This is a genomic window from Aggregatibacter valvarum (assembly GCF_980468985.1).
In genome coordinates this window covers 336,519-349,226 of record NZ_OZ413141.1, presented here as the reverse complement: position 1 = coordinate 349,226, position 12,708 = coordinate 336,519, and the positions used below count along the sequence as shown (strand labels likewise).

General features: G+C 42.8%; 7 protein-coding genes. 3 read left to right on the top strand and 4 right to left on the bottom strand.

The features are described 5' to 3' along the window. Positions 1–82: 82 nt before the first annotated feature. The 4 genes from AC30SF_RS01575 to srmB all read right to left on the bottom strand — a co-directional run bounded on the left by AC30SF_RS01575 (position 83) and on the right by srmB (position 7,957). A complete protein-coding gene (locus AC30SF_RS01575; protein WP_489607347.1) occupies positions 83–904 on the bottom strand; it encodes a DUF6216 family protein in 822 nt (273 codons plus the stop codon). 112 nt (positions 905–1,016) lie between these two features. Further along, complete coding sequence (locus AC30SF_RS01570; protein WP_489607346.1) at positions 1,017–2,414, bottom strand: PIN-like domain-containing protein; 1,398 nt, start codon at positions 2,412–2,414, stop codon at positions 1,017–1,019. Positions 2,415–2,481: 67 nt separating this feature from the next. After that, a complete protein-coding gene (gene purL / locus AC30SF_RS01565) occupies positions 2,482–6,375 on the bottom strand; it encodes a phosphoribosylformylglycinamidine synthase (RefSeq protein WP_489607345.1) in 3,894 nt (1,297 codons plus the stop codon). A gap of 247 nt (positions 6,376–6,622) precedes the next feature. After that, positions 6,623–7,957, bottom strand: a complete 1,335-nt coding sequence (srmB, locus tag AC30SF_RS01560) for an ATP-dependent RNA helicase SrmB (RefSeq protein ID WP_489607344.1) — start codon at positions 7,955–7,957, stop codon at positions 6,623–6,625. 246 nt (positions 7,958–8,203) lie between these two features. Between srmB and purH the strand changes: the two genes are divergently transcribed. The 3 genes from purH (at position 8,204) to AC30SF_RS01545 (ending at position 12,534) form a co-directional block, all read left to right on the top strand. Further along, positions 8,204–9,805, top strand: a complete 1,602-nt coding sequence (purH, locus tag AC30SF_RS01555) for a bifunctional phosphoribosylaminoimidazolecarboxamide formyltransferase/IMP cyclohydrolase (protein ID WP_489607343.1) — start codon at positions 8,204–8,206, stop codon at positions 9,803–9,805. 191 nt (positions 9,806–9,996) lie between these two features. After that, complete coding sequence (purD, locus tag AC30SF_RS01550; RefSeq protein WP_489607342.1) at positions 9,997–11,286, top strand: phosphoribosylamine--glycine ligase; 1,290 nt, start codon at positions 9,997–9,999, stop codon at positions 11,284–11,286. Positions 11,287–11,310: 24 nt separating this feature from the next. Then, on the top strand, positions 11,311–12,534 hold the full coding sequence (locus AC30SF_RS01545) for a DUF711 family protein (protein WP_489607341.1): 1,224 nt from the start codon (positions 11,311–11,313) through the stop codon (positions 12,532–12,534). The last annotated feature ends 174 nt before the right edge of the window (positions 12,535–12,708 follow it).

Here is a 12,708-nt window from a genome sequence, read left to right as displayed (position 1 = left end):
CCTGTAACTAAAATGAAAAAAGCACAAGCGTGGACGCTTGCGCTATCATGGGGGAACTATCATTGAGAAGAACAAAATAAGCCTATCTAAATATTCTTTTCTTTTTTATCTTTTTGTAGATCATATACCTACATTTTAAGTAATTATTTAAACTTTTTATTTCCTTTAAGAAAAATATTATAGGAAACACTAATATAATTAATAAAATTTTAGAAAACCAATTTTGATTAGAAATCAGACTATTAATATAATTTATATCATCTTTACTATTTAAAATAGTACAGATTATATCAAGTTCCTCATTAGATAAATTACTTACCTTAATTTTTTTCTTACATATACCCGAGTCTACCGTCCAAACATTCTTAGTATCCAAAATTGTAGCTCCCTTTGCCTCATAGCTATTCATCCAAAATGGCTTACCACTACCATTAAATGAGTGCAAGGCAGAATCTTTTATCAAGAGAACAGTAAAAAAAATTGAAAAAGCAAAAAAAAATAATAGAAATATAGAGCATACAGAATATAAAAAAATAGCTCCACCTTTCTTAATCTTTCTTAGTTTCAAGTTATCAATATCTAATTGCTTACCAACTTTAGTTATAAGTTTAAAGTCTAGTTCATAATCAAAAATCCATTTTTCGAATCTACTTTTCTGTCTAATAGACACTGCATTCTTATTATATAAGAAATTAAACTTTTCTATTTCAACTATATCATTTATTAGATCTGTATTTGTTCTTGGTTTTCCTAAAAACAAAATAATTAATCTATAGAATATAGAAAATAATGAATCAGTTCTAAGATAGAAATATATTCCTCCAAGGACAATAAATAATAAAAATATAATGAATTTAATATGCTCAGAGAAAATAGGTGATATTTCAAAAGAAAGAATATCCATTTTATAACCTTATAAATAATTATTTAAACTACACCCATGCATTCTAGCCTCCCTCATCCAAGCTTATCTTGACAAAGGCTAGCACGCAATTAGGAGACGCACGATATCTAGCTTATTCATTATCCTCTTGAAAAGATTCTATTTCATTAAAAATAATTTCTTTATTAGGGTCATACTTTTCCTGCAAATATTTTAGAATTTCTTTATTTGCCTTAATATTATCATCCATCATCTTAATATGTAATGCCATACTTTCTGAAAAGTCAGTAGCATCCTTAACAGATTTGGAAATTGCAAGATTAGCTTTAGCTGCTCTCATAAGATTATTATACTTCTTCAGGTCATCCATTATCTTAGTATTCAACTCCAAACTAGGAGATTTTTCGAGAGCTGCAATTGTTGTCGGTGTCATAAAACTGGTATACCTTTCTTTTAATTTATTAAGTTTATTTAAATCAGATAATTCATGAATTTTTTTAAAGCTGTTTAATGATGAAATTGCTTCCCATTTATCCAACTCACTCAAGCCATATATTTTTGAAAATTTATTATCTAAATCAGTATAATAATCAGACAGGTTATTCCTTTCAATTTCCTTAACATCGCTGATAGAATCCTCAGAGACTTTAAAGTTAGAATAATATTTACTAGTTTTTTGTAAAAAGTCAGCTGTAGTATACATATCAAATAATTTTATATTATCTAATTTTTTTATTTCATTAATTAAGTGTGCGTGAGGACCAACTCTCTTATTTCCACCAGAATCTATGGTAAACCACCAATCTTTCTTTGTATCATCTGTTACAAATATAACATTCACAATATCTTTGTTAGATTTAACATACTCAATGATTTGTTTCCAAATTATTAGATCTCCATATTTGTTTTTATATTTAACACCCCCATAATGAAATTCTCCTTCCTTATTTTTATCTTTAAATCCAGGAGGGATGTCACTTTCATACCTTTCTACACCTTCATTTTCAATATTATTGATAATATCTTGGTTAGGTTCTGCACCAACCTTATTACTAAATAATTCATTAAGCTTTTCTCTAATCTCATCATGTGAACGTACACAAGGCTGTTTAGAATCTAATTTATCCAGTTTATTCTCATAATCATCAATTAATCTATCAATAGCCTTCGACAATTCACTTGTATTTTTTAATAAAGAAGGAAACCTATCAGTTATTATTTTTATCGCATCTTTTTCCTCTAACCCTTTAATATCATTTAATTGTTTTTTTGCCTTCCTAAAGATCCCCTTAGCCTTACTAATAATATCTAATCTATTTCTCTGATATTCAAGCCCTACATGAAATGGCATCCAAATATTATCTTTAAGCTGTTCTAAAGAAGAAAAGAAATCTTCGCGAGTTTTTTCTTTATATGAATATATATTAAGAAAAACATTTGTATCAAAAATAAAAATAGTATTTTTATCCAGCCAAGCATTACTAATTTCTTCATCTGTTGGGCTATAAAACCCTGAAAAAGATTGTTTCATAAAATTTTTCCTCTAAGAAAATATAACAAAATTACTATTAGTAGTATAAGTTTATAGTTAATATTAATTACCCCAGCACCACCCTCGCATTCCTAAACACCCGCATCCAAGCCCCATCTTCTCCCCACTCTTCCGGATGCCATGAGTTGCTCACGGTGCGGAAGACGCGTTCCGGATGCGGCATCATGATGGCGACGCGGCCGTTGGTGTTGGAAAGGGCGGTGATGCCGAGGGCGGAGCCGTTCGGGTTCGCCGGATACACTTCTGTCGGGTTGAGGGTGTTGTCGATGTATTGCGCCACGATCAAATTTTGTGCTTGAAGTGCGGTTAAATTTTCAGGCGTTTTGAATTCTACTCTGCCCTCGCCGTGGGAAACGGCAATTGGCATGTGAGAGCCTGCCATACCTTGGAACCACAGGGAGTTGCTTTCATTAATGCGAACCAACGCAGCGCGAGCTTCGAAACGTTCAGATTTATTGCGCACGAAACGCGGCCAGTTTTCTGTGCCGGGGATGATTTCCGCCAAGGTGGAAAGCATTTGGCAGCCATTACAAATGCCAAGTGCGAGCGTGTCTTCGCGTTCAAAGAATTGGCTGAATTGATCCCGTAAGTGCGGGTTAAATAAAATGGATTTTGCCCAACCGCCACCGGCGCCGAGCACGTCGCCGTAAGAGAAGCCGCCGCACGCCACCAAGGCATTGAAGTGTTGCAAATCATAACGGCGGTTGTGCAAGTCGCTCATGTGAACGTCGATCGCCTCAAAGCCTGCGCGGTCAAATGCTGCCGCCATTTCAACATGGCTGTTGACGCCTTGCTCACGCAACACCGCCACTTTCGGACGTTTTCCTGTAGCAATATAAGGCGCAGCAATGTCTTCGCTTGGGTCGTAGGTTAAACGGGCGGAGAAGCCTTTGTCCTGCGGATTTTTCTTCGCGGCAAATTCTTGGTCGGCACATTCCGGGTTGTCGCGTAAACGTTGCATTTGATGGGTAAGCTCCGCCCAAATGCCACGCAATTCGGAGCGTTTTTCATTGAGTAACACTTTGTTACCGCGGGTGATTTCGATTTCGTCGTTTTCAGTCACTGCGCCTAATTCTTTCACTAAGTGCAACACATTGTGTTTGGCAAAGACATCGCGCACGAGACTCAAATCGCTATCGCGTACTTGAATCACCGCTCCCAATTCTTCGTTAAATAACACGGCTAAGTCGTTGTCACCCAAGGCGCTGATATCTACAGCCACGCCACAATGTCCGGCAAATGCCATTTCCGCTAAGGTGACGATTAATCCGCCGTCGGAGCGATCGTGATATGCCAATAATTTTTCTTGCGCCACCAATTCCTGCATGGCGTTAAAGAAGTTTTTCAATGTGTCGGCGTTGACCACATCCGCCGGTTTGTCGCCAAGTTGGGCATACACCTGCGCTAACGCCGTAGCACCTAAGCGGTTGTTGCCTTCGCCCAAATCCACCAACAACAAGCGGGATTGTCCTTTGTCAGTGCGTAATTGTGGGGTGACGGTTTTGCGCACGTCTTCCACGCGGGCAAAGGCGCTGATGATTAAGGAAAGCGGTGAAGTTACGCTTTTTTGCTCGCCATTTTCCTGCCAAGTAGTTTTCATGGACATAGAATCTTTGCCCACCGGAATGGTTAAGCCTAATTGCGGGCAAAGCTCTTCGCCTACAGCTTTCACCGCGGCATATAAACCCGCATCTTCGCCTTTATGGCCTGCGGCGGACATCCAGTTGGCAGATAATTTAATGCGTTTAATGTCGCCGATGTTCGTGGCGGCAATGTTGGTGAGGGATTCTGCCACGGCTAAACGGGCAGACGCGGCAAAATCGAGCAATGCGACCGGCGTGCGTTCGCCCATGGACATGGCTTCACCGTAGTAGCTATCTAATGTCGCTGTGGTCACCGCGCAGTCAGCCACCGGCACTTGCCACGGGCCGATCATTTGGTCACGCGCCACCATGCCGGTCACCGTGCGGTCACCGATGGTAATTAAGAAGGTTTTTTCCGCCACCGCCGGCAAACGAAGTACACGATGTAACGCTTCTTTTAATTGAATTTGGCTTTGTTCGAGCGGTTCGCCGTTCACGCTTGCCGTTTGCACGTCGCGGGTCATTTTAGGGGTTTTGCCGAGCAGCACGCCCATCGGTAAATCAATCGGATCGTTGTTGAAATGCTCGTCATGTAAGGTTAAATGTTCTTCTTCCGTGGCTTCGCCGATCACCGCATAAGGCGCGCGTTCACGACGGCAGAGTTCCTCAAAGTGCGGTAGTTTTTCCGGATGAATAGCGAGCACATAACGTTCTTGCGATTCGTTACACCAAATTTCCAACGGACTCATTTCGCGTTCGTCGCTCAAGATTTTGCGTAACTCGAATTTACCGCCACGACCGCCGTCATGCACCAATTCCGGCATAGCGTTGGATAAACCGCCCGCGCCCACGTCGTGAATAAAGGCAATCGGGTTGTCCTCGCCTAACTGCCAGCAACGGTCGATCACTTCTTGGCAACGACGTTCCATTTCCGGGTTATCCCGTTGTACGGAGGCGAAATCCAAGTTTTCTTTGGATTTGCCGGATGCCATCGAAGACGCCGCGCCACCGCCCAAGCCGATGTTCATCGCCGGACCGCCAAGCACAACCAGTTTTGCGCCCACCGGGATTTCGCCTTTTTGCACGTGTTCGGCACGAATGTTGCCGATACCGCCCGCCAACATGATCGGTTTGTGATAACCGCGTACTTCTTCGCCATTGAAGCTATTTACTTTTTGTTCGTAAGTACGGAAATAGCCGAGCAATGCAGGACGACCAAATTCGTTGTTAAACGCCGCGCCACCTAAGGGGCCTTCCAGCATAATATCTAAGGCGGAAGCAATACGGTTCGGTTTGGAAAGCGGGGCTTCCCAAGGTTGTTCAAAGTTTGGAATGCATAAGTTGGATACAGAGAAGCCCACCAAACCCGCTTTCGGTTTTGCGCCACGACCGGTTGCGCCTTCGTCACGGATTTCGCCACCGGAGCCGGTTGCCGCCCCCGGGAATGGAGAAATAGCGGTTGGGTGGTTGTGGGTTTCCACTTTCATCAAAATGTGAGTGTCTTCATTGTGATAACGGTAAATGCCGTCTTGATCCGGGAAGAAACGTCCCGCTTTGGAACCTTCCATGACCGCTGCGTTGTCTTTATACGCGGAAAGAACGAAATCAGGGGTTTTCTCAAAGGTATTTTTGATCATTTTGAACAGGGATTTATCCTGTTTTTTGCCGTCGATAATCCAGTCGGCATTGAAAATTTTGTGGCGGCAGTGTTCCGAATTGGCTTGCGCGAACATATAAAGCTCAATGTCGTGCGGATTGCGTCCAAGTGCGGTGAAATTTTCCATCAAATAATCGATTTCATCTTCCGCCAATGCCAAACCCAGCTCCACGTTGGCACTTTCTAAGGCACGGCGTCCGCCATTTAAAATATCCACGGTTTTGAACGGTTTTGGTTCTTGTTGACGGAACAACACTTCCGCATCGCTTGCCTTGCGCACCACAGTTTCCATCATGCGGTCATGTAAAAGTACGGTCAGTTTTTCCGTTGTTTTTTCATCTAACGGCTGTGTCAATTCAAAGTAATACGCCAAACCACGCTCAATGCGTTCCACCTCATTTAAGCCGCAGTTGTGGGCGATGTCGGTGGCTTTAGACGACCAAGAAGAAATGGTGCCAACCCGCGGAATAACAATAAAACTTTCCCCTTTCGCTTCATGCTCTGCCAAGGTTGGACCGTAATGCAACAAGGCTTTCAATTTGGCTTCCTGTTCAGCAGAAAGGGCGGCGTTTAATGCCACAAAATGCACATACTCCGCATACACGGATTTCACCGGTAATTGTTGCTGTTGGAATTTTTGCATTAAGCCATTAATACGGAATTCGGAAAGGGCAGGTGAGCCACGGAAAGTTTGAAACATGAGGATTACCTTTAAGGTTGAATTGAAACAAAAATTGCGGGTTATTATAAAGGAAAATCAAAGAGACGAAAACGTTTGCGTCATCTCTTTTTAGACATGGGCATGGTCATTTTGACGTAAAGGCGAATTGACAAATACAGTGAAATGAAAAAATAACAGAAAAATGGCGCAAGTCAGTCAACCGACTTGCGCATCTTGACAGCCCCAAAATAAGCTTTTAAATGACCGCACTTTTGATAGAACAGGGTTATTTTCCCCCGACGTCATGGTGAGCCACCCCACTTGGTTTACGGCGTTTGCCAATATTTTTACGATCTTGATGACGTTGTTTGGCTTTTTTAGTCGCTTTCTTTTGCGCTTCGCGTTTTTCTAATTTTTTCGCTTTTTGTTTTTTGCTGACAGTTTTGATTTCGCCGTCTTTTGGCGCTTTCGTGCGTGGTTCCAACCCTTCAATCACACGGGCTTTTAGCATTTCTTGGGTATAACGCTTAATTTTGCCCAGCAGACCATAATCGTGCGCTTCCACGAAGGACACGGCGGTGCCTTTTTTGCCGGCACGTGCGGTACGCCCAATGCGGTGCAAATACGTATCGGCGCTGTACGGTAAATCAAAATTCATAATGTGGCTAACGTCATCAATATCGATACCGCGCGCGGAGACATCGGTGGAAACCAACACCGTCACTACGCCATTTTTCAGTTTATCAATCGCGTTATTGCGTTGGGTTTGCGCCATTTCGCCTTCTAGATACGTGCTGCGAATACCGCGTTTACGCAAATTTTCCGCGAGTTCGCGCACATCTTCCCGACGGCGTACGAATACAATCCCCTTACTGACTTGCTCTTGCTCAATAAAATGCGCCAATAATTTGAATTTATGCGCATTGCTGTCGGCGTGATAATACCATTGCTGAATTTTCTTCCGTTCACGACGGCTAGGCTCTGCATCAATTTTTACCGGCTCGTTTAACGTGCGGTTGGCAAAATCTTCCAATAAATCCCCTTCAAGGGTCGCCGAGAACAACAACGTTTGTTTACGCCAACGGGTTTCTGCTGAGATTTTTTCCGCATCTTGCCCAAAGCCCATTTGCAACATTCTGTCTGCTTCGTCAAAAATCAGAATTTCTACCGCGCGACAATCAAAATTTTCTTCTTTAATGTATTGCAACAAACGTCCCGGGGTCGCCACCACGATGTCCTGATTTTTATTGAAAATCTCGCCGTGATTTTGGTACGCCACACCACCGGTGATAGTCGCAATGCTGAGTTTGGTAAAGCAGGCAAGTTCTTCCGCCTGTTCCGCTACCTGCATGGCAAGTTCACGGGTTGGCGTAAGAATCAACACACGCGGCGCGCCCGGTTTACGGCGTGGATAATCCAACAAGTGTTGAATCGCCGGTAGCAAAAACGCGGCGGTTTTTCCGGTGCCGGTCGGTGCGGACCCGAGGACATCAAAGCCCTCCATCGCGGCAGGAATGGTTTCCTGTTGGATGGCAGTAGGACGTTGGTAGCCTTTTTTCTGGAGGGCGTTGAGTAATTCAGGCGCGAGATCAAAATCTGCAAATTGAGTGAGGTTTGTCATTGGTATTTGTTGTTCATTAGCATTAAAATTGCGCCGAATTATACCGCACTTTATCGTTAAAGTTGGCGTTAACTAAAAACTTTTATCATCAAGATTGCCATTGGGCGTATTTACCTCAGTAGGTTTCTAAAACGAATAAAAAACAAGCAATCTATTGCAATGCTTAAAACGGATTACCTAAACGCAAACGTTTGCGCTATAATACGCCACCTTAAATTTTACTTCATAAATCAAAGGAAATTATTCATGCAATCAACTCGTCCCATTCGCCAAGCATTGCTTAGCGTGTCCGATAAATCCGGTATTGTGGAATTCGCCCAAGGCCTCGTAAAACGCGGTGTTAAGCTGCTTTCTACCGGCGGTACGGCAAAACTGTTAGAACAAAACGGCTTGCCGGTAACCGAAGTGTCCGATTACACCGGTTTTCCGGAAATGATGGACGGTCGAGTGAAAACTTTACACCCGAAAGTGCACGGTGGGATTTTAGGTCGTCGTGGTACGGATGATGCGATCATGCAGCAACACGGCATTGAAGGCATTGATATGGTGGTGGTGAATTTATATCCTTTTGCCGCAACCGTGGCTAAGCCAAATTGCACGTTAGAAGATGCCGTGGAAAATATTGATATTGGCGGTCCAACCATGGTGCGCTCTGCTGCGAAAAACCATAAAGATGTGGCGATTGTCGTGAACAATCAGGATTTTGATGCCATTCTTGCCGAAATGGATCAACATCAAAACAGCTTAACGCTTGAAACCCGTTTTGATCTTGCCATCAAAGCATTTGAACACACCGCGCAATACGACTCTATGATTGCCAACTATTTTGGACAAATGGTGAAACCGTATCATGTGGCAGAGGAAGAAGACGCGAATGCGAAGTGCGGTCAATTCCCACGTACTTTAAACCTTAACTTCGTGCGTAAACAAACCATGCGTTACGGCGAAAATGCCCATCAAAATGCCGCGTTTTATGTGGATCTCAATGTAAAAGAAGCGAGTGTGGCGACGGCAAACCAACTGCAAGGTAAGGCTTTGTCTTATAACAATATTGCCGACACCGACGCAGCCCTCGAATGCGTAAAAGAATTTGATGAACCTGCTTGTGTGATTGTGAAACACGCCAATCCGTGCGGCGTGGCCTTAGGCAAAGATATTTTAGAGGCCTATAATCGCGCCTATCAAACAGACCCTACCTCAGCCTTTGGCGGTATCATTGCGTTTAACCGTGAATTAGACGAAAAAACGGCAAATGAAATTGTCGAACGTCAATTTGTGGAAGTGATTATCGCACCGAAAGTGTCTGCGGAAGCCGTTGAAGTGGTGAAACGTAAGAAAAATGTTCGTTTGCTTGAATGTGGAGAATGGCAAGCACGTACCCAACGTTTAGATTTCAAACGTGTGAACGGTGGCTTGTTGGTGCAAGATGCGGATTTAGGTATGGTGGGCTTGGACGACTTAAAAGTGGTCAGTAAACGTCAACCGACCGAACAAGAATTGAAAGATTTATTATTCTGTTGGAAAGTGGCGAAATTTGTGAAATCGAATGCTATTGTTTATGCCAAAGATAACCAAACCATTGGCATTGGTGCAGGCCAAATGAGCCGTGTGTATTCGGCTAAAATTGCCGGTATTAAAGCGCAGGATGAAGGCTTGGAAGTGGCCGGTTGTGTGATGGCATCCGATGCGTTCTTCCCGTTCCGTGATGGCATTGATGCGGCGGCGAAAGTAGGCATTCAATGTGTGATTCATCCGGGCGGCTCAATGCGTGATCAGGAAGTAATTGATGCGGCAGATGAGCATAATATGGTGATGGTATTGACCGGAATGCGGCATTTTAGACATTAATTTATGTCATAACTTCGCTCAATGAGCGACTTACTTTTTTACTTATCCCCGCCTCTTTCGTAAAGAGGGGGCGAGGGGGAGATTTCAACGATGCTAAATGTACTATGAGGTTGAAATAACTTCTGCCAAATCTCCCCTACCCCTCTTTGCTAAAGAGGGGATTAAATTCAAAAAGACACAAGGACTACAACATGAACATCCTCATCATCGGAAATGGCGGTCGTGAACACGCCTTGGCTTGGAAAGCAGCACAATCTCCACTAGCAGATAAAGTTTTTGTCGCACCAGGCAACGCGGGTACAGCATTAGAGCAAAAAGTAGAAAACGTAAACATTTCTGCTACTGATGTTCCCACATTAGTGAAATTTGCTCAAGATAAGCAAATTGGGCTGACAATTGTGGGGCCGGAAGCCCCGCTAGTGATTGGGGTAGTTGATGCATTTCGTGAGGCTGGATTGAAAATTTTTGGTCCTACTAAAGCAGCTGCGCAATTGGAAGGTTCAAAGGCATTCACTAAAGACTTCCTCGCTCGTCACAAAATCCCAACGGCAGAATATCAAAACTTCACTGAAATAGAACCTGCATTGGCGTACTTGCGTGAAAAAGGTGCGCCAATTGTCGTCAAAGCAGATGGTTTGGCGGCGGGCAAAGGCGTAATCGTTGCAATGACATTGCAAGAAGCGGAAGAAGCTGTGCGTGATATGCTTTCTGGCAATGCTTTTGGCGAAGCGGGTAGCCGAGTGGTGATTGAAGAGTTTCTAGATGGCGAAGAAGCAAGTTTTATCGTCATGGTAGATGGTAAAAACGTCGAACCTATGGCGACTAGTCAAGATCATAAACGCGTGGGCGAAAATGATACAGGCTTAAATACTGGTGGTATGGGCGCGTATTCGCCTGCGCCAGTGGTGACACCAGAAATTCATGATCGCATTATGCGAGAAGTGATTTATCCAACAGTCAATGGCATGGCAGCGGAAGGCAATGTTTACACAGGTTTCTTGTATGCCGGTTTGATGATCATGCCAAATGGTCAGCCGAAAGTGATCGAATTTAACTGCCGTTTCGGTGATCCGGAAACCCAACCGATTATGTTACGTTTGGAATCGGATTTGGTGGAGCTTTGTCTTAAAGCCTGTGATGGCAAATTGGACGAAGTGAAATCCCAATGGAATCCGAAGGCTTCTTTAGGTATCGTATTAGCAGCAGAAGGTTATCCGGGAGATTATCGCAAAGGCGATGAAATCAGCGGTTTGCCTGAAAGTGCGGTCGAAAATGAGAAAGTTTTTTTGGCCGGCGTAGAAGCGAAAGCGGGCAAGTTAGTCACCAACGGCGGCCGCGTGCTTTGTGCTACGGCATTAGGTGAAAGCGTATTTGAGGCGCAACAGAAAGCATTAAAACTTGCTAAGCAAATTCAATGGAATGGTCGTTTTTATCGTCGAGATATTGGATACCGTGCTGTTGAACGTGAGCAGCAAAAATAACTACATTTAATGTTAAGGGATCGAATGGATTATAAAAATAAAGAATTATGTCGTCTTCGTACCATAAGTTTTTTTCTAACGTTACATAAAAATAAAACTCAATGGGAAGACGCCCTTTATTCAGTCAAACGTGATGTGGATTTGTTATTGCCAGCTGTGCAGAAAGCCGGTTATACCTTGCAATCGATTCGAGTGATTACCAATCCCTTTGGTGAATATTTGGATTTAACCAATTTGCAGACGGCAAAAGCAGATTTGCAGTATTTAACGGAGTTACTGAATAAATTTAATGAAAGTGGAATTCGTCTTCGATTTGCAATAGGCGCGGCGAGAAATAAAGAGGAAATAGCGTTATTGCCAGAGTTAATCGCAGCTTATGGTGACTTGTGTAATGCCTGTGTTAATGTGCCATTAGATGAAAATGGCGTGTTAGATAATGAACTTATTGAGCAATCTGTTTATGCGGTACAACGGATTGCAAATATCACACCACGTGGCGAAGGTAACTTTAACTTTACTGTGAATTTTAACTGCAAGCCATTTATTCCTTATTTCCCCGCCGGTTATCATCTAAGTCATTTACCAAATAGTTTTGTCATTGGTTTAGAAACGCCTGATTTATTAGTCGAAGTATTAAAATCTGTACCAAAATCACCTCATAATCAATTTTATGCAGATTGTTATCAAGCGATGTCGCAAGCGTTGCAATATCATGTAGATCAAGTATTAGAGATGTTAAGTGCGGTCAAATTATCAAGTGAATTTGAATTTGCAGGTATTGATAGTTCGGCGGCACCATCTAAAAATTGTTCACCCATGACAAAAGTGTATGAATTAATGGGATTGCCCTATTTTGGTGCGGCTGGTTCTGTAGAGGTTTCTGCGCTACTGACAAAAGTATTTAAATCAATCCAACGTGTGCCATTAGTTGGGTTTTCTGGATTAATGTTGGCGGTGACAGAAGATTTAGGTTTAGCCGAAGGGACACAAAAACACTATTTTGATATTCGTGCTTTGCTGACGTATAGCGCCGTATGTGGTATCGGTTTAGACACGGTTCCAGTGGCGGGAAATGTTAAGGCTGAAAGCATCGCTGCTATTATGCGTGATACGGGAACGATGGCATTTCGATTAAATAAACCGCTAACTGTGCGTTTATTCCCAATTCCGAATAAGGTTGCAGGTGAAATATCCGAATTTGAGAGTGATGATTTATGTAACTGCCGCCTTTTACATATTCCGGATTAAAAAAAATTTTCCCTACTTTGTATTGATGAATGTTATATCTACTGTCAATAAAAGGAGTATCTCATGAGAAAATTAATATTGGGTGGTCTTGTTGCTGTATTATTCTCAGTGTGTACGGTAGCTCATCAGCAAACTGAACAAGAACAAGCCTTAGTCGGCGATTGAATTTGCCAT

Bases quoted from the DNA above. Each gene is read 5' to 3' on its own strand.
- purD (WP_489607342.1), top strand. From the start codon at position 9,997: ATGAACATCCTCATCATCGGAAATGGCGGTCGTGAACACGCCTTGGCT.
- srmB (WP_489607344.1), bottom strand. From the start codon at position 7,957: ATGACAAACCTCACTCAATTTGCAGATTTTGATCTCGCGCCTGAATTA.
- AC30SF_RS01575 (WP_489607347.1), bottom strand. From the start codon at position 904: ATGGATATTCTTTCTTTTGAAATATCACCTATTTTCTCTGAGCATATT.
- AC30SF_RS01545 (WP_489607341.1), top strand. From the start codon at position 11,311: ATGGATTATAAAAATAAAGAATTATGTCGTCTTCGTACCATAAGTTTT.
- purL (WP_489607345.1), bottom strand. From the start codon at position 6,375: ATGTTTCAAACTTTCCGTGGCTCACCTGCCCTTTCCGAATTCCGTATT.
- purH (WP_489607343.1), top strand. From the start codon at position 8,204: ATGCAATCAACTCGTCCCATTCGCCAAGCATTGCTTAGCGTGTCCGAT.
- AC30SF_RS01570 (WP_489607346.1), bottom strand. From the start codon at position 2,414: ATGAAACAATCTTTTTCAGGGTTTTATAGCCCAACAGATGAAGAAATT.